General features: G+C 68.4%; 16 protein-coding genes and 1 tRNA gene. 8 read left to right on the forward strand and 9 right to left on the reverse strand.

The genetic code is table 11. From position 1 onward, the window contains the following. Nucleotides 1-464: 464 nt before the first annotated feature. The 9 genes from ACWC5O_RS10560 to dnaA form a co-directional block, all read right to left on the reverse strand. Nucleotides 465-541 (reverse strand) — tRNA-Ile (locus tag ACWC5O_RS10560). A gap of 112 nt (nucleotides 542-653) precedes the next feature. Continuing rightward, on the reverse strand, nucleotides 654-1,382 hold the full coding sequence (locus ACWC5O_RS10565; RefSeq protein ID WP_450586018.1) for a DUF3566 domain-containing protein: 729 nt from the start codon (nucleotides 1,380-1,382) through the stop codon (nucleotides 654-656). Nucleotides 1,383-1,401: 19 nt separating this feature from the next. After that, nucleotides 1,402-3,996 (reverse strand): DNA gyrase subunit A, encoded by a 2,595-nt coding sequence (gene gyrA / locus ACWC5O_RS10570; RefSeq protein WP_450586020.1) that lies wholly within the window; start codon nucleotides 3,994-3,996, stop codon nucleotides 1,402-1,404. 42 nt (nucleotides 3,997-4,038) lie between these two features. After that, a complete protein-coding gene (gene gyrB / locus ACWC5O_RS10575) occupies nucleotides 4,039-6,120 on the reverse strand; it encodes a DNA topoisomerase (ATP-hydrolyzing) subunit B (RefSeq protein ID WP_450586022.1) in 2,082 nt (693 codons plus the stop codon). 364 nt (nucleotides 6,121-6,484) lie between these two features. Next, entirely contained in the window at nucleotides 6,485-7,030 is a 546-nt protein-coding gene (locus ACWC5O_RS10580) for a DUF721 domain-containing protein (RefSeq protein WP_450586024.1), read from the reverse strand. Continuing rightward, nucleotides 7,027-8,148: a DNA replication/repair protein RecF gene (gene recF, locus ACWC5O_RS10585; protein WP_450586026.1), complete on the reverse strand. Its 1,122-nt coding sequence runs from the start codon at nucleotides 8,146-8,148 to the stop codon at nucleotides 7,027-7,029. The genes ACWC5O_RS10580 and recF overlap by 4 nt, the downstream gene beginning before the upstream one ends. 52 nt (nucleotides 8,149-8,200) lie before the next feature. Continuing rightward, on the reverse strand, nucleotides 8,201-9,076 hold the full coding sequence (gene gnd, locus ACWC5O_RS10590) for a phosphogluconate dehydrogenase (NAD(+)-dependent, decarboxylating) (protein WP_450586028.1): 876 nt from the start codon (nucleotides 9,074-9,076) through the stop codon (nucleotides 8,201-8,203). Nucleotides 9,077-9,229: 153 nt separating this feature from the next. Then, nucleotides 9,230-10,360 (reverse strand): DNA polymerase III subunit beta, encoded by a 1,131-nt coding sequence (dnaN, locus tag ACWC5O_RS10595; protein ID WP_450586029.1) that lies wholly within the window; start codon nucleotides 10,358-10,360, stop codon nucleotides 9,230-9,232. Nucleotides 10,361-11,424: 1,064 nt separating this feature from the next. Next, nucleotides 11,425-13,407, reverse strand: coding sequence for a chromosomal replication initiator protein DnaA (gene dnaA, locus ACWC5O_RS10600; protein WP_450586031.1), 1,983 nt, complete (start codon nucleotides 13,405-13,407; stop codon nucleotides 11,425-11,427). Nucleotides 13,408-13,803: 396 nt separating this feature from the next. Here dnaA and rpmH point away from each other — a divergent pair, with 396 nt between their 5' ends. The 8 genes from rpmH (at nucleotide 13,804) to ACWC5O_RS10640 (ending at nucleotide 19,816) form a co-directional block, all read left to right on the forward strand. After that, nucleotides 13,804-13,941 (forward strand): 50S ribosomal protein L34, encoded by a 138-nt coding sequence (gene rpmH / locus ACWC5O_RS10605; RefSeq protein ID WP_005482975.1) that lies wholly within the window; start codon nucleotides 13,804-13,806, stop codon nucleotides 13,939-13,941. A 21-nt stretch (nucleotides 13,942-13,962) separates the two neighbouring features. Further along, entirely contained in the window at nucleotides 13,963-14,334 is a 372-nt protein-coding gene (gene rnpA / locus ACWC5O_RS10610) for a ribonuclease P protein component (protein ID WP_393474744.1), read from the forward strand. Continuing rightward, the gene (gene yidD / locus ACWC5O_RS10615) at nucleotides 14,331-14,696 is read left to right on the forward strand and encodes a membrane protein insertion efficiency factor YidD (RefSeq protein ID WP_450586034.1); all 366 of its coding nucleotides are present in this window, start codon (nucleotides 14,331-14,333) and stop codon (nucleotides 14,694-14,696) included. Before rnpA ends, yidD begins: the two co-directional genes overlap by 4 nt. 3 nt (nucleotides 14,697-14,699) lie before the next feature. Beyond that, nucleotides 14,700-15,974 carry a membrane protein insertase YidC gene (gene yidC, locus ACWC5O_RS10620; RefSeq protein WP_450586036.1) on the forward strand — a complete coding sequence of 425 codons (1,275 nt, stop codon included), beginning with the start codon at nucleotides 14,700-14,702 and terminating at the stop codon, nucleotides 15,972-15,974. Nucleotides 15,975-15,989: 15 nt separating this feature from the next. Next, complete coding sequence (locus ACWC5O_RS10625) at nucleotides 15,990-16,502, forward strand: Jag family protein (RefSeq protein WP_450586038.1); 513 nt, start codon at nucleotides 15,990-15,992, stop codon at nucleotides 16,500-16,502. Nucleotides 16,503-16,619: 117 nt separating this feature from the next. Further along, the gene (gene rsmG, locus ACWC5O_RS10630; RefSeq protein ID WP_450586040.1) at nucleotides 16,620-17,336 is read left to right on the forward strand and encodes a 16S rRNA (guanine(527)-N(7))-methyltransferase RsmG; all 717 of its coding nucleotides are present in this window, start codon (nucleotides 16,620-16,622) and stop codon (nucleotides 17,334-17,336) included. A 309-nt stretch (nucleotides 17,337-17,645) separates the two neighbouring features. Further along, nucleotides 17,646-18,719: a ParA family protein gene (locus ACWC5O_RS10635; RefSeq protein ID WP_450586428.1), complete on the forward strand. Its 1,074-nt coding sequence runs from the start codon at nucleotides 17,646-17,648 to the stop codon at nucleotides 18,717-18,719. Next, nucleotides 18,716-19,816: a ParB/RepB/Spo0J family partition protein gene (locus ACWC5O_RS10640; protein WP_450586042.1), complete on the forward strand. Its 1,101-nt coding sequence runs from the start codon at nucleotides 18,716-18,718 to the stop codon at nucleotides 19,814-19,816. The genes ACWC5O_RS10635 and ACWC5O_RS10640 overlap by 4 nt, the downstream gene beginning before the upstream one ends. The last annotated feature ends 153 nt before the right edge of the window (nucleotides 19,817-19,969 follow it).

Here is a 19,969-nt window from a genome sequence, read left to right on the forward strand (position 1 = left end):
AAAACGCTCGGCTGGGAAACCCCAGCCGAGCGCCTCGCTAAGCTCCTGGCCACAGCCAGTTGATCACTGTGTTGCAACGACCCCTGGAATTCGCCTGATCGGTTGGGGGCCTTTTCGCTGGTGGGGCCAACTGGTCCATCGACCGCTGGGGGCCACTGCCGTGACCGGCTCGTGGATGACGCGCCTGATCCCGCTGGCTCCCATGACGTTCGGCTTGTACGTGATCTGGCGGTTGGACCTGAGCCCTTACGTCTCATTCGGGCAGGATCGCCTCCACGTGAACAATATGTTCACGCGCTACCTTGTCCCCTACCACCTGATCACGACACTGGAGGGGCGGACCGCCCTCACCCTTGTCGTGTCGGGGTACGGCCGCTTGTCGGTGGACGCAGTCGGCGCCGCTCCTCTGACGGGCAAACTGGTGTCAAAAGACCCCCGGACCGATGATCCGGGGGTCTTCTCGCTGGTGGGGCTAACAGGATTTGAACCTGTGGCCTCATCCTTATCAGGGATGCGCTCTAACCAACTGAGCTATAGCCCCGCCGCGCTCTGCGGTGTGTGTCCCGCGCGCTGACTCCTGAAGATTAGCGCACGAGGGCGGCAGTCCCAAAATCGATTGTCGGGGGACTGTCAGGAGAGCCCGGCAGGTGGGGTCACTCGTCCTCGGCCAGCGTCAGTTCGACGCCGCCCACGAAGCCCGCGGAGAGGTTGTAGATGAAGGCGCCGAGGGTGGCCAGCGCCGTCGCGAGGACCACGTCGATCACCGCGATGATCGTCGTGAACGTCAGGACGTGCGGGAGCGAGAGGAAGGCCTGGAGATCGAAGCCGTTCGCCTCGTTGGAGCCGGTCGCCTCCGAGATCGTGCCGCCGACCGTGGAGAACACACCCATCGCGTCCATGACCATCCACAGCACCGCCGAGGCGACGATCGTGCAGATGCCCAGCGCGATGGAGAGCAGGAAGCTGACCTTCATCACCGACCACGGGTCGGCCTTGGCGACCCGCAGCCGTGCCTTGCGGGTGCGCGGCGCGGTCTTCGCACCGGTGCGCGGCCGGCGCACGGCCCCGGTGGGAGGCTGCGCCGGATAGGCCTGCGGCGGGTGGTAGGGCTCCGCGGACTCGGGGCGCCGCTCACCGGGCAGCGGGGACGCCTGCTGCCCATCGGCGGGGCCGGGCTGGGCCTGCGGGCCGCGGGTGTCCGTCACAGTTCCCCCCTGGGATCCATGCGTGTCGGGCGAGGGCGAGTCGGCCGTGCCTGCCTCGATCTTGCGCAGTTGGGTCGTGTGCGGGTCCGCCGCACGCGCGGCGGAGCCACGGCCGCCGCCGTCCGTTTCCGTACCCACAGAGGTACCGGCCGATCCCGCGCCCGTGGCTCCGCTCACGATGACTCACTCCTCGTGCCTACTCGGCCGAGGGCGCCTCACCCTCGTCCGTGCCGGTGGTCGCGGCACCCTCGGCGGCCTCGTCGACGGCATCCTCGCCGTCGACCTCCTCCGCCTCGCGCCCCGCCTCGGCGTTACGTGCGATACCGACCACGGCATCGCGCTTGCCCAGGTTGATCAGTTGGACGCCCATGGTGTCACGGCCCGTCTCCCTGACCTCGTTGACTCGCGTACGAATCACACCGCCGGACAGGGTGATCGCGAGGATCTCGTCGTTCTCCTCGACGACCAGCGCGCCGACGAGAGAACCGCGGTCCTCCACGATCTTGGCGGCCTTGATGCCGAGGCCGCCGCGACCCTGGACGCGGTACTCGTCGACAGCGGTCCGCTTCGCGTACCCGCCGTCCGTGGCAGTGAACACGAACGTACCGGGTCGAACAACATTCATCGACAGAAGTTCATCGCCCTCACGGAAACTCATCCCCTTGACGCCGGAGGTGGCGCGGCCCATCGGGCGCAGGGTGTCGTCCGAGGCGGTGAACCTGATCGACTGTGCCTTCTTGCTGATCAGAAGCAGATCGTCGTCGGCCGAGACCAGTTCGGCGCCGATCAGCTCGTCGTCCGAGCCGTCCTCGCGCTCGCGCAGGTTGATCGCGATCACTCCGCCGGAGCGGGGCGAATCGTAATCCTTCAGAGGCGTCTTCTTGACCAGGCCGGACTTGGTGGCCAGGACCAGGTACGGCGCCGCCTCGTAGTCGCGGATCGCGAGGATCTCGGCGATCGCCTCGTCCGGCTGGAAGGCGAGCAGGTTCGCCACGTGCTGGCCGCGCGCGTCCCGGCCGGCCTCGGGCAGCTCGTACGCCTTCGCCCGGTACACCCGGCCCTTGTTGGTGAAGAACAGCAGCCAGTGGTGCGTGGTGGAGACGAAGAAGTGGTCGACGATGTCGTCTTCCTTCAGCTTCGTGCCGCGCACGCCCTTGCCGCCGCGCTTCTGCGCCCGGTAGTCGTCCGTCTTCGTCCGCTTGACGTAACCGCCGCGCGAGACGGTGACGACGATGTCCTCCTCGGCGATCAGGTCCTCGATGGACATGTCGCCGTCGTAGGGCACCAGCATGGTCTTGCGGTCGTCGCCGTACTTCTCGACGATCGCGGCCAGCTCCTCGCTGACGATCCCGCGCTGGCGGACCGGGGAGGCGAGGATCTCGTTGTACTGGGTGATCTTCGCCTGGAGTTCGTCGTGCTCCTGGACGATCTTCTGGCGCTCCAGGGCGGCCAGGCGGCGCAGCTGCATCTCGAGGATGGCGTTCGCCTGGATCTCGTCGATCTCCAGGAGGCCCATCAGGCCGCTGCGCGCGATGTCGACGGTCTCACTGCGCCGGATCAGCGCGATGACCTCGTCGATGGCGTCCAGGGCCTTCAGCAGACCGCGCAGGATGTGAGCGCGCTCCTCGGCCTTGCGCAGCCGGAAGCGGGTCCGGCGGACGATGACCTCGATCTGGTGCGTCACCCAGTGGCGGATGAACGCGTCCAGGGAGAGGGTGCGCGGCACGCCGTCGACCAGCGCCAGCATGTTGGCGCCGAAGTTCGTCTGCAGGTCGGTGTGCTTGTACAGGTTGTTCAGGACGACCTTGGCGACCGCGTCCCGCTTGAGGACGATCACCAGGCGCTGGCCCGTACGGGACGACGTCTCGTCGCGGACGTCCGCGATGCCGCCGATCTTGCCGTCCTTCACCAGGTCGGCGATCTTCTGCGCCAGGTTGTCCGGATTGACCTGGTACGGCAGCTCCGTCACCACCAGGCACTGGCGGCTCTGGATCTCCTCGACCTCGACCACCGCGCGCATCGTGATGGAGCCGCGGCCGGTGCGGTACGCCTCCTCGATGCCCTTGCGGCCCACGACGAGCGCGCCGGTCGGGAAGTCCGGGCCCTTGATGCGCTCGATGAGCGCGTCCAGCAGCTCCTCGTGCGTGGCCTCCGGGTTCTCCAGGTACCACTGGGCGCCGGCCGCGACCTCGCGCAGGTTGTGCGGCGGGATGTTGGTCGCCATACCGACCGCGATACCGGCCGAGCCGTTGATCAGCAGGTTCGGGAAGCGGGAGGGCAGGACGGTCGGCTCCTGGGAGCGGCCGTCGTAGTTGTCCGTGAAATCGACAGTCTCCTCGTCGATGTCGCGGACCATCTCCATCGACAGCGGCGCCATCTTGCACTCGGTGTAGCGCATGGCGGCCGCCGGGTCGTTGCCCGGAGAGCCGAAGTTGCCGTTGGAGTCCACCAGCGGCATCCGCATCGACCACGGCTGGGCGAGGCGCACCAGGGCGTCGTAGATCGAGGAGTCGCCGTGCGGGTGGTAGTTGCCCATGACGTCGCCGACCACGCGCGCGCACTTGTAGAAGCCGCGCTCGGGGCGGTAGCCGCCGTCGTACATCGCGTACAGCACACGGCGGTGGACGGGCTTGAGACCGTCCCGGACGTCGGGCAGCGCGCGGGACACGATGACGGACATCGCGTAGTCCAGGTACGAGCGCTGCATCTCCGTCTCGAGCCCGACGGGCTCGATGCGCATCACGACGTCGCCGCCCTCTTCAGGGGTGACGGGAGTGTTCTCGTCGGCCATTGCTGGTGAAGATCCTTCCTGGTGCGGTCAGCTGAGACCGACTCAGATGTCGAGGAAGCGGACGTCCTTGGCGTTGCGCTGGATGAACTGGCGCCGGGCCTCGACGTCCTCGCCCATCAGGACCGAGAAGAGGTCGTCGGCCTGGGCGGCGTCGTCCAGGGTGACCTGGCCGAGGACGCGGTGCTCGATGTCCATCGTGGTCACGCGCAGCTCCTCGGCGTTCATCTCGCCGAGACCCTTGAAGCGCTGGATCGAGTCCTCGCGGACGCGCTTGCCGCGCTGGCGGCCCATCTCGATCAGCGCGTCGCGCTCCCGGTCCGAGTACGCGTACTCGGTGTCGTCCCGGCCCCACTTGATCTTGTACAGCGGCGGGCGGGACAGGAACACGTGCCCGGCCTCGACCAGCGGCCGCATGAAGCGGAACAGGAAGGTCAGCAGCAGGGTGTTGATGTGCTGGCCGTCGACGTCGGCGTCCGCCATCAGGATGATCTTGTGGTAGCGGAGCTTCTCGATGTCGAAGTCCTCGTGCACGCCCGTACCGAAGGCGGAGATCAGCGCCTGGATCTCCTGGTTCTGCAGGATCTTGTCGATCCTGGCCTTCTCGACGTTGAGAATCTTGCCGCGGATCGGGAGGATCGCCTGGTACTGCGGGTTGCGGCCGGACTTGGCCGAGCCGCCGGCGGAGTCACCCTCGACGATGAAGATCTCGCACTTGGTGGGGTCGTTGGACTGGCAGTCCGACAGCTTGCCCGGCAGGGACGCCGTCTCCAGCAGGCCCTTGCGGCGGGTCAGGTCGCGGGCCTTGCGGGCCGCCACGCGCGCGGTGGCCGCCTGGATGCCCTTGCGGACGATGTCCGCGGCCTCGACCGGGTTGCGGTCCAGCCAGTCGTTGAGGTGCTCGTAGACCGCCTTCTGCACGAAGGTCTTGGCCTCCGTGTTGCCCAGCTTGGTCTTCGTCTGGCCCTCGAACTGCGGCTCGCTCAGCTTGACCGAGATGATCGCGGTCAGACCCTCACGGATGTCGTCACCGGTGAGGTTGTCGTCCTTCTCGCGCAGCAGTTTCTTGTCGCGCGCGTACTTGTTGATCAGGCTCGTGAGGGCCGCGCGGAAGCCCTCCTCGTGCGTACCGCCCTCATGGGTGTGGATGATGTTCGCGAAGGAGTACACGCCCTCGCTGTAGCCGCTGTTCCACTGCATCGCGACCTCGAGGGACAGGCTCTTGTCCTTGTCCTCGGCGTCCAGGTCGATGACGGTGGGGTGCACCACGTCTCCCTTGCGGGAGTTGAGGTACTTCACGAAGTCGACGATGCCGCCCTCGTAGTGGTACGTGACGGTCTTGACCTCGGCCTTCTCGTCGGCGCCCGCCTCGTCCGCACCACTGGTCGCCTTCGCCGACTCGCGCTCGTCGGTGAGCCGGATGGTCAGGCCCTTGTTGAGGAAGGCCATCTCCTGGAAGCGCCGGGACAGCGTCTCGAAGGAGTACTCGGTCGTCTCGAAGATGTCGGGGTCGGCCCAGAAGGTGACCGAGGTGCCGGTCTCGTCCGTCGCCTCGTGCTGGTCGAGCGGGGCCGTCGGGACGCCGAGCTTGTAGTCCTGCGTCCAGCGGTGGCCGTCGGTCCTGATCTCGACGGCGACCTTCGTGGACAGCGCGTTCACGACGGACACGCCCACACCGTGCAGACCGCCGGAGACGGCGTAACCGCCGCCGCCGAACTTGCCGCCCGCGTGCAGCACGGTCAGCACGACCTCGACGGCCGGCTTGCCCTCGGACGGGACGATGCCCACGGGGATGCCACGGCCGTTGTCGACCACGCGCACGCCACCGTCGGCGAGGATCGTCACGTCGATGGTGTCCGCGTAGCCGGCCAGCGCCTCGTCGACCGAGTTGTCGACGACCTCGTACACCAGGTGGTGCAGACCGCGCTCGCCCGTGGAGCCGATGTACATGCCGGGCCGCTTGCGGACCGCGTCCAGCCCTTCGAGCACGGTGATGGCGCTGGCGTCGTAGGACGCAGAGACCGCGCCAGATTCCGTGGCCTCGGCAGTCACGCCGGCGTCGGTGGACGGGATGTTCTCGTTGGGGTTGCCGGAATCGGCCACGAAGCGCCCTTTCTGGCACAGCACGAGCCGGGCTCGTCGGCGGGTTGCCGGAGCGGCTGCGGCATGTTGCGTTGGTAAGCCTTGATCAGCGTTGCTCAGCTTTTCCCGGGCGGTCCCCACGATTGGGGCGGGATTGGCTTCCAGTCTACCGGTAGCGCCGACAGTGATGGGGGTTTGCCGGTACCTGAGTCCTCATGTGCCGCCCTCAACCGGTCTCGGCCGGGTCCCGATATGCGGAAGGGGGCCCCAAGGGGCTCACGGCGCCACTCAGCGCTTCGGGCCGTCAACCCTTGGCTACTGGGGGGTCAGCTCGTGATCCACACCTGTGCACAGGGGTGCGACAAGGCGTACGACGACGCCACGCGTCGACCGCGCGACGTGAGGTACGTCACCCGTAGGTATCACCCGGGCCCGTGCTCCCCGGAGCCCGCAGCGGGCCGTAGCGCCGGGTAGGACCACCGGGACCGTTGACCTTGAGCAGGCGGACCGTGCCGTGGCCGAGGTCCTCGTTGAGCCGGGCGACCAGGGTCGGGGCGAGCAGCCGCAGCTGGGTCGCCCACGCCGTCGAGTCGCACTGCACGGACAGCACCCGCTCGTCCTCGTCGTACCGCTGCGGCACACAGTGCTTCGCCAGATCCTCGCCGACGATCTGCGGCCAGCGGCCCATGACACCGCCCACCGCGGCCGGCGTCTCCCAGCCGCGCTCGTTGATCAGCCGGTTGATCGCGGACCCGAGCGCCATCGGGTCACGGCCGTCGGCACGCGCGCCGGAGCGCAACCCGCCGCCGCGCCGCGCCTGCTTCTTCTGCCGCGCCGCGTCCCCACGCGCGCGAGCCTGCTCCTTCGCGGCGCGCAACGCCACGCGCGCGAGGTCGACACCGGAGGGCTCCGGAGACTTCCCGGGGTTCTTCGGGGTGGGTTCGTCGGTGCTCATACGCGCTCCACCGTCCCGTCGGCCACCGCATAGCGGGCGCCGGCCAGTACATGCGGTACGTCGTCGTCCACAGCGGCGGTGACCAGCACCTGCTCACCCGGCGCGACCAGCTCGGCCAGCCGCTCACGGCGGCGGGCATCCAGTTCGGCGAAGACGTCGTCCAGGATCAGCACCGGCTCGTTGCCCTCCGCGCGCAACAGATCGTACGAGGCCAGGCGCAGGGCGAGGGCGTAGGACCAGGACTCACCGTGAGAGGCGTAGCCCTTGGCGGGCAGCTGACCGAGTTTGAGAATCAAATCATCCCGATGCGGGCCCACAAGAGTGACGCCCCGCTCGATCTCCTGCTTGCGCGCCTCCGTGAGTGCCGCCATCAGCTGGACGTACAGGTCCTCGCGGGTGTGCGCCTCGCCGGGCGCGGACGGCTTGTACTCCAGCGCGATCGGACCGCCGCCCGGAGCCAGCTGCTCGTACGCCTTGTCCGCCAGCGGCTGCAGCGCGGCGACCAGGTCCAGGCGCTGGGCAAGCAGCTCGGCGCCCGCGCGCGCGAGGTGCTGGTCCCACACGTCGAGCGTGGACAGGTCCATCGAGCGGCCGCCGTGCCTGCGGGCCAGCGCCGCGGTCTTGAGGAGCGTGTTGCGCTGCTTGAGCACCCGCTCGTAGTCCGAGCGCACACCCGCCATGCGCGGCGAGCGCGCGGTGATCAGCTCGTCCAGGAACCGGCGCCGCTCCCCGGGATCGCCCTTGACCAGCGCGAGATCCTCCGGCGCGAACAGCACGGTCCGTACGATCCCCAGTACGTCCCTCGGCCTGGCCTGCGAGGACCGGTTGATGCGAGCACGGTTGGCCTTGCCGGGGTTCAGCTCCAGCTCGACCAGCTGCTGCCGCTCGCCCTGTCTGACCTGCGCCCGGATGACGGCCCGCTCGGCGCCCATGCGGACCAGGGGAGCGTCGGAGGCGACACGGTGGCTGCCGAGGGTGGCGAGGTAGCCGACCGCCTCGACCAGGTTGGTCTTGCCCTGCCCGTTGGGGCCGACGAAGGCGGTGACGCCCGGGTCGAGCGGGACCTCGACCCGGGCGTACGAGCGGAAGTCGGCCAGCGAAAGATGCGTGACGTGCATGGTCGTTCGCCGACCTCCCCCAGGGTTGTGGATCGCGGAGCGACCCTGTGGATTACTTCTTCTCTACGGCGTGGCCGCCGAACTGGTTGCGCAGCGCGGCGATCATCTTCATCTGCGGCGAGTCCTCCTGGCGGGAGGCGAACCGCGCGAACAGCGACGCGGTGATCGCGGGAAGCGGCACCGCGTTGTCGATGGCGGCTTCCACAGTCCAGCGTCCCTCACCGGAGTCCTGTGCATAACCGCGCAGCTGGTCGAGGTGCTCGTCCTCGTGCAGCGCGTTCACCGCGAGGTCGAGCAGCCAGGAACGGATGACCGTGCCCTCCTGCCAGGAGCGGAACACCTCGCGGACGTTCTCCACGGAGTCGACCTTCTCCAGCAGCTCCCAGCCCTCGGCGTAGGCCTGCATCATGGCGTACTCGATGCCGTTGTGGACCATCTTCGCGAAGTGGCCCGCGCCGACCTTGCCGGCGTGCACCGAGCCGAAGTCACCCTCCGGCTTGAGCGCGTCGAAGACGGGCTGCACCTTGGCGACGTTCTCGGCGTCACCGCCGTACATCAGCGCGTACCCGTTCTCCAGGCCCCAGACGCCGCCGGAGACACCGCAGTCGACGAAGCCTATGCCCTTGGCGGCCAGCTCCTCGGCGTGCTTCTCGTCGTCCGTCCAGCGGGAGTTGCCGCCGTCCACGACCACGTCGCCGGGCTCCAGCAGCTCGGCGAGCTGGTCGATCGTGGACTGCGTGGGCTCGCCGGCCGGGACCATCACCCAGACCACGCGCGGACCGCTGAGCTTGCCCACAAGTTCTTCCAGGCTGTGGACATCCGCGAGGTCCGCGTTGCGGTCGTATCCGATGACGGTGTGGCCTGCGCGGCGGATCCGCTCGCGCATGTTGCCGCCCATCTTGCCGAGGCCGACGAGACCGAGCTCCATCAGTTGTGTTCCTTAGGTTGCTGTGTGGCGTGTGGGGCACCTGCGTACCCGGGTCCGAGCCTAGTCCCGGACCCTCACGCACAGCTGTGGGCATACGCGCTCATACGTATGCCCTCACCTGGGGCTTTGTCCTGTGGATACCGGCGGCTGGGCTCAGCCGCTGAGCCGCACCGGCATGATCAGGTACTTGTAGGCCTCGTCCGCCTCGGCGTCCAGCGCCGGCTTGCCGCTGAGCAGCGCGGGCTTGGTGGACGTCGTGAACGACAGCTGGGCCACCGGGGAGTCGATGGCGCTCAGACCGTCCAGCAGGAACGTCGGGTTGAAGGCGATCGAGATGTCGTCGCCCTCCAGCTGCGCGTCAACCCTTTCCACAGCCTGTGCGTCGTCGCTGGAACCGGCCTCCAGGATCAGCACGCCCTGCTCGAAGCTCAGCCGCACCGGGGTGTTCCGCTCGGCGACCAGGGCCACACGCTTGACGGCCTCCACGAAGGGGGCGGTCTCGATCACGGCGACGGAGTTGAACTCGGTCGGGAACAGCGTGCGGTACTTCGGCAGGTCGCCCTCGAGCAGACGCGTGGTCGTACGACGGCCCGCACCCTCGAAACCGATCAGGCCCTCGCCCGCGCCAGAGCCGGACAGGGCCAGCGTGACGCTGTCACCCGCGCCGAGCGACTTGGCGGTGTCCAGAAGCGTCTTGGCCGGGACCAGGGCGACCGCGGAGGCGTCCGGGTTCTCCGGCTTCCACAGGAACTCGCGGACCGCGAAGCGGTAGCGGTCGGTGGAGGCCAGGGTGACCGTGTCGCCCTCGATCTCGATGCGCACACCGGTGAGGACGGGCAGCGTGTCGTCGCGGCCGGCCGCGATGGCCACCTGGGACACGGCGGCCGCGAAGACCTCGCCGGGGACGGTGCCCGTCGCGTTCGGCATCTGCGGCAGCGCCGGGTACTCCTCCACAGGCAGGGTGTGGAGTGTGAACCGCGAGGTGCCGCAGACCACGGTCGCCCGTACACCGTCTGTGGAAATCTCCACCGGCCGGTTGGGGAGAGCGCGGGAGATGTCGGCGAGCAGCCGGCCGGAGACGAGGACCGTGCCCTCCTCGTCGACCTCGGCCTCGACGCTCACGCGAGCGGAGACCTCGTAGTCGAAGCTCGACAGGCTCAGCTGGCCGTCCTCGGCCTTCAGCAGCAGGCCGGCGAGGACAGGCGCCGGCGGACGGGCCGGGAGGCTGCGTGCAGCCCACGCCACTGCCTCCGCGAGTACGTCGCGTTCCACCCGGATCTTCACCGTAAGCCGCCTCCTGCTGTTGCTACTGAGTCCTCCGACTCGGTGTCACCACCCACTGCGACGGGAAGGACACCGGGGACCAGTCTGACGCACCGCACTGACAGTAGGTGCCTGTCGGGGTCAAGTCGCTCCGAGGGGCAGCCGGGCTCGAGAGCGCGAGTTGTGCACAGGCCCCGCTTCGAAACGGATTCCGAGCTCTCTCTAGTCGGAAGTAGTAGTAGGGCCTGTGGATACCGTGGATAACCACGTTTGCCCAGCTCAGAGCGGGAATTTTGTCCACCGGCCCTGTGGGTGGAGGCGGTGGACAACCTGGGGTCTCTGTGGAGAACAGAAAGTTCTGCACACACCGCCCACAGCTCGAGGGCAGTTCTCCCCAGCTGTGTCCCCAGGTTTACCCACGTTTCCCACACCCCAATCCGGCAGCTTCGTGTGACGGCTTTCACTCGACGCGGTGAGAGGGTGCGTCACGTTGCCGAACAGTGGACAGCCATGTGGAGAAGCCGGGATTCGCTGGGGACAACGGGCCTCAGCCTGTGGGCTTCCCGTGGAAAACTCCGTACACAGGCTGTGGATCTCCGCTTTGTCCACAGTCTGTGGAGATCGTTCGTCCACGATTCCACAGGCAGCTGAGCTGGGCGGACGCCGCTTCCCCAGCCTCCCTGTGGATGCAGTTCGGGACAACTCCACAGTCCCCAGGATGTGGACGGAAGAAAGTCACCGAATCTGTGGAGAGTGCCCGTAACCAGGCACTTAATCGAACACCCGGTGGCCGGGGAGGGATGGCTGCGGGGCGTCGACGAGTCGTCGGGAGGTCGCGAGGACGGGTGCCTGCGGCGGTCAGGGACGCGAAGGGCGGCGGCCGGCGATGCGAAGTACGGCCGCCCGGGGACGCGAGAGACGGCCACCCGAGGCACGGAGGACGGCTGCCAGGGGACGCGAGGGACGGCCACCCGGGACGGCGGAGGACGGCAGCCCGGGACGCGGCAGGCGGCCGCCGTGGACACGAAAAGGCGCCCCCGGATTGTCCTTCCGAGGGCGCCCTCAGCGTCGGCCCGTGGCCGCCGTCAGCCGTTCTTGATGCGGTTCGTCAGCTCGGTCACCTGGTTGTAGATCGAGCGCCGCTCGGCCATCAGCGCGCGGATCTTCCGGTCCGCGTGCATGACGGTCGTGTGGTCGCGGCCGCCGAAGTGCGCGCCGATCTTCGGCAGGGACAGGTCCGTGAGCTCACGGCACAGGTACATGGCGATCTGGCGGGCCGTGACCAGCTGGCGGCCCCGCGAGGTGCCGCACAGGTCGTCGACCGTGAGGCCGAAGTAGTCGGCGGTCGACGCCATGATGGCCGACGCGGTGATCTCGGGAGTCGAGTCCTCGCCCCCGGGGATCAGGTCCTTGAGGACGATCTCGGTCAGGCCCAGGTCCACCGGCTGCCGGTTGAGCGAGGCGAACGCCGTCACCCGGATCAGCGCGCCCTCCAGCTCACGGATGTTCCGCGAGATCCGGGAGGCGATGAACTCCAGTACCTCCGGCGGGGCGTTGAGCTGCTCCTGCACCGCCTTCTTGCGCAGGATCGCGATGCGCGTCTCCAGCTCGGGCGGCTGGACGTCGGTGATCAGGCCCCACTCGAAACGGTTCCGCAGCCGGTCCTCCAGTGTCACCAGCTGCTTGGGCGGCCGGTCGCTGGAGAGCACGATCTGCTTGTTCGCGTTGTGGAGCGTGTTGAAGGTGTGGAAGAACTCCTCCTGCGTCGACTCCTTGTCCGCCAGGAACTGGATGTCGTCGACGAGCAGGATGTCCATCTCGCGGTAGCGCTTGCGGAAGCTGTCGCCCTTGCCGTCTCGGATGGAGTTGATGAACTCGTTGGTGAACTCCTCGGAGCTTACGTACCGCACGCGTGTGCCCGGGTAGAGGCTGCGCGCGTAGTGCCCGATCGCGTGCAGCAGGTGCGTCTTGCCGAGCCCCGACTCCCCGTAGATGAAGAGGGGGTTGTACGCCTTCGCGGGCGCCTCGGCGACGGCCACCGCGGCCGCGTGCGCGAACCGGTTGGAGGCGCCGATGACGAACGTGTCGAAGAGGTACTTCGGGTTCAGTCGCGCGGTCGGCTCTCCGGGACCGCTCGACGGCGCGGGCTTCGCGGCCAGCGGACCGGGCGCGCCGCTCCCGCCGGCCGGCGGCAGGTCCGGGCGGCCGGGACCGCCCCGGTGCACCGGGCCGGCGCCGGCCGCCCGGTCGGGCAGCTCACGGCGGACGGGGTCGCGCTGGTCGTACTCCGCGCGCGGAGAGTCGTAGTCCGGGCGGGATTCGTAGTCCGGGCGCTCGTACTCCGAGCGGTCGTAGTCCGGACGGTCGTACTCCGGGCGCGGGGCGTCGTAGTCGCCGCGCTGCTGGTCGTACGACGGGCGCTCCATGCCCTTCGGGCGGTAGCCCTGGGTCGGCGCGCCATAGGTGTCCTGCCCCGCGGAGCCGTAGGAGTCCTGCGGCGGCGAGGCGTACGGGTCGCGCTCGGGGAAGCCGAGGCGCGGCTGCTGCCAGCTGTACTCGTCCTGTCCGGACCGCGGCCAGGCGCCGGGCTCGGGCCGCTGGTACTCGGACGGATAGGCGGGCCGGGCGGTCGGCAGCTGGTCCCCGCGGGCGGGCGGCTCGCTGCCCGGGAGCGGTTCGGCGGCACGGTGCCGGCCGTAGCCCTCGTACGGTCCGGAGGGCAGTTCCGGCTCCTCGTAGCGCGGCTGCCGCTGCGGCTGGGCGGGGGGCGCCTGCGGGGCCGGCGGCTCGCCGGCGGAGTCGTCCACGGTGATCGCGATGCGGATGGGGCGGCCGCACTCGCGGCTCAGGGTCTCGCTGACGATCGGCGCGAGACGGCCTTCCAGCACGTTCTTCGCGAATTCGTTCGGTACGGCGAGCAGCGCGGTGTCCGCGACCAGCGCGAGCGGCTGGCAGCGCCGGATCCAGTGCTCGTCCTTCGCCTCGACACCCTGTCCGCGGCCCTCACCGAGGAGCTGCTCGAGTACTCGTGGCCACACTGCGGCAAGATCGGCAGGTACGTCAGCCACAGGGCACGCTCTCTCACGGGTCCCACGAACGTGTGGTTGTGGGACGGGTCGGGATGAAATCCGGGTGGGTGGGTGGGGCAATCCCGCTCGGGCGGGGATAAGGGAACGAATCGGAGTCCAGCCACGGTAGTCAGCGCGGCGGGTACGGTTCAAGTTGTTGTCCCCAGCCTGTGGATAGTGTCTCTCGGTGACCCCCGGTTTGACCGGATGGCGTAGCCCCGCGTACCGTAACCAGGTCGAGTTGTCGATGGCTGCTGCCGCCTGCCTCCGAAGGGCACAGGTCACTTCAGGTGATTGGGAAGCGGTGCACTCGGGCGTGACGCGAGCTACTCGTGGGCGCACGGTGACAGCCAGGACGGCACCCGCCACCATCGATTTGATTTCTGGAGCCCCCGAGTGAGCAAGCGCACCTTCCAGCCGAACAACCGTCGTCGCGCGAAGACCCACGGCTTCCGCCTGCGGATGCGTACCCGTGCCGGCCGCGCGATTCTCGCGAACCGCCGCAGCAAGGGTCGCGCCAGCCTGTCCGCCTGATCCTGATCAGGTCATGACGTCGTGCTGCCTACCGAGCATCGGCTGAGGCGGCGCGAGGACTTCGCGACCGCGGTACGACGGGGTCGCCGGGCAGGCCGCCCGACCCTCGTCGTCCACCTTCGTAGCGGTGCCACGGACCCGCACGCGCCAGGGGAGAGCGCTCCCCCGACGCGTGCGGGTTTCGTCGTGAGCAAGGCCGTGGGTGGAGCGGTTGTGCGCAACAAAGTGAAGCGCAGACTGCGCCATCTGATGCGTGACCGAGTCGCCCTGTTTGCCCCCGGTAGCCTGGTAGTCGTACGAGCGCTGCCCGGAGCGGGTGACGCAGACCATGCACAGCTGGCCCGAGACCTGGATGCCGCCCTCGAGCGGCTGCTGGGAGGGGGCGCGCGATGAAGTACCCGCTGCTGGCTCTGATCAAGCTGTACCAGTGGACGATCAGTCCGCTGCTGGGGCCGGTGTGCAAGTACTACCCGTCGTGCTCCCACTACGGCTACACGGCCATCGACCGGCACGGTGCGATCAAGGGAACGGCACTCACCGCCTGGCGCATCCTCCGGTGCAATCCGTGGTCGCTCGGCGGTGTGGACCATGTTCCGCCGCGCAAGCGCCCGCGGTGGCACGAAATGCTGCGCAACGCTTGGCGCGCACGCAAGGGCGGGACCTCCGCCGCCGAACCGGCCACCGGGGAGACAGCTCACACCGAGCTTCCCCCGAGCCCGGCCGCAGAGACCTCGTCCCATGCCCAAGGAGCATGATTAGTGGACACGATTGCCAGCCTCTTCAGCTTCATCACGACACCTGTCTCCTGGGTCATCGTCCAGTTCCACACGGTGTACGGCGCCATCTTCGGCCCCGACACCGGGTGGGCCTGGGGCCTGTCGATCGTGTCCCTCGTGATCCTGATCCGTATCTGCCTGATCCCGCTCTTCGTGAAGCAGATCAAGGCGACCCGGGCGATGCAGACGCTCCAGCCCGAGATGAAGAAGATCCAGGAGCGCTACAAGAACGACAAGCAGCGTCAGTCCGAAGAGATGATGAAGCTGTACAAGGAGTCGGGCACCAACCCGCTCTCCTCGTGCCTTCCCATCCTGGCGCAGTCCCCGTTCTTCTTCGCCCTGTACCACGTGCTCAACGGCATCGCGTCGGGCCAGACCATCGGCGTCATCAACCAGTCGCTGCTGGAGAGCGCCCGTAAGGCGCACATCTTCGGGGCCCCGCTCGCCGCGAAGTTCAAGGACAGCGCCGAGACGATCCACGCGCTGGGCGCCTCGGTCGTGGACGTGCGCGTCGTGACCGTGGTCATGATCGTCATGATGTCCGCGTCGCAGTTCTACACGCAGCGCCAGCTGATGACGAAGAACGTCGACACCACGGTGAAGACGCCGTTCATGCAACAGCAGAAGATGCTGATGTACGTCTTCCCCGTCATGTTCGCCGTCTTCGGTATCAACTTCCCGGTCGGTGTCCTGATCTACTGGCTGACCACCAACGTGTGGACCATGGGCCAGCAGATGTACGTCATCCACAACAACCCGACCCCGGGTTCCAAGGCCCAGGCCGCCTACCTGGAGCGTCTCACCAAGCACGTCACGCACCACGGCAAGATCCGTCGCCGCAGCGAGAAGACCATCGTCAAGGCGATCGTCGCCAAGGGCCGCGACCGCAACGAGTTCGAGCGCAAGTTCATCAACGGCCTGAGCAAGGCGGGCCTCGCGGCCCAGGTCGACGGCACCGTGGTGAAGAGCGAGAGCCAGGCCGTGGTGCAGACCGAGGACGGCACGACGACGGCCACCGCCGCCGCCCGGCGCCAGCAGCCCAAGCGTCAGACCAAGGCCCAGCGTCAGTCCGGTGGGACCAAGCAGGCGGGCGACGAGACGCCGGCCACCTCGCTGGAGAAGTCCGACGACCCGCAGGACGCCAAGCCCGCCGCTGCCAAGCAGCCCCAGAAGCCCGGCTCCGGCACCCGCAGCAAGGCCCAGTCCGGCCAGCGCAAGGGTGGCCCGCAGCGGCCCAAGTCCCCGTCCAAGAAGTAAGAAGGAGCCCATCCCGTGACGGAAGGCACCACCTCCGCCGCTGCCGAGGGTGCAGACACCCTCACCCGCCTGGAGCAGGAGGGCGAGATCGCGGCGGACTACCTGGAGGGTCTGCTGGACATCGCCGACCTCGACGGCGACATCGACATGGACGTCGAGGCCGACCGGGCCTCCGTGTCGATCATCAGCGACACCAGCAGCCGTGACCTGCAGAAGCTGGTCGGCCGCGATGGCGAGGTGCTGGAGGCACTGCAGGAGCTGACGCGTCTGGCCGTGCACCGGGAGACCGGCGACCGCAGCCGCCTGATGCTGGACATCGCGGGCTACCGCGCCAAGAAGCGCGCCGAGCTGTCCGAACTGGGCTCCAAGGCCGCAGCTGACGTCAAGAACACCGGCGAGCCCGTGAAGCTCAAGCCGATGACCCCGTTCGAGCGCAAGGTCGTGCACGACGCGGTCAAGGCCGCCGGGCTGCGCAGCGAGTCGGAGGGCGAGGAGCCGCAGCGGTTCGTCGTCGTGCTGCCCGCCTGATCGGTCCCTCACGTTTCACCGGCCCCGTCTGCACGCAGACGGGGCCGAACTTTGTCAGCCTGGTAGTTCTGGTGGCCGGTGCGCGAAGCACTGGCGCTGTACGGAAGGACGGTCCCCGTGACGGAGGCAGCGGAGCTTCCCCCCGCGCCCGAGCAGGCGCGGGTAGTGTTTGGTGATCGCTTCGCCGATGCGGTCCGCTATGCGGAGCTGCTCGCCGAGGCGGGCGTGCAGCGTGGCCTGATCGGCCCACGCGAAGTGCCCCGCCTGTGGGAGCGGCATCTACTGAACTGCGCGGTCCTTTCGGAGGCGGTTCCCGAGGGGGTGACGGTATGCGACGTCGGCTCGGGTGCCGGCCTGCCGGGCATTCCGCTGGCCCTGGTCCGGGACGACCTGAACATCACCCTTCTTGAGCCCCTGCTGCGGCGCACCACCTTCCTCACCGAGGTCGTCGAGCTGCTGGGCCTGGATCACGTCACCGTGGTGCGGGGCCGGGCCGAGGAAGTCATGGGCAAGCTGCCGCCGGTCCATGTGGTGACGGCCCGCGCCGTGGCCCCGCTGGACCGTCTGGCAGCCTGGGGCATTCCGCTGCTGCGCCCGTACGGCGAGATGCTCGCGCTCAAGGGGGACACCGCCGAGGAGGAGCTGAAGTCCGCGGCCACCGCGCTCAGCAAGCTCGGTGCGGTGTCGACGTCCATCCTGCATGTGGGTGAGGGCGTGGTGGATCCCCCGTCCACGGTCGTACGGGTCGAGGTGGGCGAGAGCCCGGGCGGTGTGCGTTTCGCGGCCAAGCGGGCCAAGGCGGCCCGGACGGGTCGGGCACGGCGGCGTCGCTGATACGCGAGATCGGCGTCGCCGGCCCTGGAGACAGGCGTCTCTGATCCGTCCTGACGACGAGACGTACTCCACACAAGCTGCCAAACGTACGCAAGCCGGAGTGTCGCGAAGGTCCGGCCGCCGTCACTGTGCATCGTGTTTCACGTGAAACGTCGCTCACTGCTGCACGGCATCATCAGTCGCGGCCGCGCTGCGGCCGAACCTCGCGACCGGAGGCCTCTCGGTTCACTCGGAGAGGCACCGGAGTTGTCCACAGAGGTGGATTTCTCCACAGAACACCAGGCCTCACTGGTTCACGACCCCGAAGACATGGGAGGCTCTGTTCATTGCGAGCCTGAAGTCGAGGAGAGTGAATCCGTGCGGTCCGACGCCAACATCGCGGGACCGATGACCGATCCGGTCCCCGGTCCCCGTACCGAGTCGATGGGGGCGGATGTTTCACGTGAAACACCGTCCCCGATGGACGACACTCCCATCGGCCGTGCTGCCCAACTGGCGGTGGAGGCTCTGGGGCGCGCCGGCGAGGGCTTGCCGCGCCCCGAGCAGACCCGAGTCATCGTGGTCGCCAACCAGAAGGGCGGCGTGGGCAAGACCACAACGACCGTCAACCTTGCCGCTTCGCTGGCTCTGCACGGCGGCCGCGTTCTGGTGATCGACCTCGACCCGCAGGGCAACGCCTCCACGGCGCTGGGAATCGACCATCACGCGGAAGTTCCGTCCATCTACGACGTGTTGGTGGAGAGCAGGCCCCTCGCCGAGGTCGTCCAGCCCGTCCCCGATGTCGAAGGTCTCTTCTGCGCCCCTGCCACCATCGATCTCGCCGGTGCGGAGATTGAGTTGGTGTCCCTGGTGGCCCGTGAGAGCCGGCTGCAGCGTGCGATCCAGGCGTACGAGCAGCCGCTGGACTACATCCTCATCGACTGCCCGCCCTCGCTGGGTCTGTTGACGGTCAACGCGCTCGTCGCGGGCCAGGAGGTCCTCATCCCCATTCAGTGCGAGTACTACGCGCTGGAGGGCCTGGGCCAGCTACTCCGCAACGTCGACCTGGTGCGGGGGCACCTCAACCCCACCCTGCATGTGTCGACCATCCTGCTCACCATGTACGACGGCCGGACGCGTCTCGCCTCGCAGGTCGCGGAAGAGGTGCGCACCCACTTCGGTGACGAGGTACTGCGGACGAGCATTCCCCGCTCGGTCCGTATTTCCGAGGCGCCGAGTTACGGGCAGACGGTGCTGACTTACGATCCTGGATCGAGCGGTGCCCTCTCCTATCTTGAGGCGGCCCGAGAAATCGCGCTGAAGGGCGTCGGCATCAGCTATGACGCCAGCCAGGCCCACATCGGCGCCCAGAATGACCCGAGCATGGTGGAAGGGATCCAGTGAGCGAGCGACGGAGGGGGCTGGGCCGCGGACTTGGGGCACTGATCCCTGCTGCCCCGACCGAGAAGAACCCGGCTCCGGCCGCGATGGGGAGTGGAGCGTCCACGTCCCCGGCAGTGGCCCCGGTGCTGACGACCGACCGTGGGGTGGCTGCTGCGAAGGTGGCCACGCTGCCGCCTGTTTCACATGAAACCGAGGAGCCCTCGGTGAGCCCTGCCACAGAGGCTCCCGCGCCTCCGGTGGGCGCACACTTCGCCGAGCTGCCCCTCGACGCCATCACGCCGAACCCGCGCCAGCCGCGTGAGGTCTTCGACGAGGACGCGCTCCAGGAGCTGGTCACCTCCATCAAGGAGGTCGGTCTCCTCCAGCCCGTCGTCGTACGACAGCTGGGTCCGGGTCGCTATGAGCTGATCATGGGTGAGCGCCGGTGGCGGGCCTGCCGTGAAGCCGGCCTTGAGGCCATCCCGGCGATCGTCCGGGCCACCGATGACGAGAAGCTCCTCCTGGACGCCCTGCTGGAGAACCTGCACCGGGCGCAGCTGAACCCGCTGGAAGAGGCGGCCGCCTACGACCAGCTGCTGAAGGACTTCAACTGCACGCACGACCAGCTGGCGGACCGCATCGGGCGCTCCCGTCCGCAGGTCTCCAACACCCTGCGGCTGCTGAAGCTGTCGCCGGCGGTCCAGCGCAGGGTCGCCGCCGGGGTCCTCTCCGCCGGGCACGCCCGGGCGCTGCTGTCCGTCGAGGACTCGGAGGAGCAGGACCGGTTGGCCCATCGCATCGTGGCCGAGGGCCTCTCGGTACGGGCCGTCGAGGAGATCGTGACCTTGATGGGCTCGCGGCCCCAGACGCCCCAGCGCTCCAAGGGCCCGCGGGCCGGTGCTCGGCTCTCCCCGGCGCTGAGCGAGCTGGCCACCCGTCTGTCGGACCGCTTCGAGACCCGGGTGAAGGTCGACCTCGGTCAGAAGAAGGGCAAGATCACCGTCGAGTTCGCCTCCATGGAGGACCTTGAGCGGATCCTCGGCTCGCTCGCCCCGGGCGAGGGGCCGGTTCTGCAGAAGGGTCTTCACGACGGCGACTCCGAGGAGCAGGACGACTGAACCTCCGGCGGTCCCGCCGGAGGGTGCAGGGGAGCGGATCGCATCCGGTGTGTACCGGAAGGCGGTCCGCTCTTTTGCTTTGGGGCAGTATCGAGAGAATCGCTTCGTGGATACGATGCGGATGGGGTATGGCGCATCCACCTGGCGGATCTC

The sequence above is a fragment of the Streptomyces sp. NPDC001450 genome (assembly GCF_053597295.1).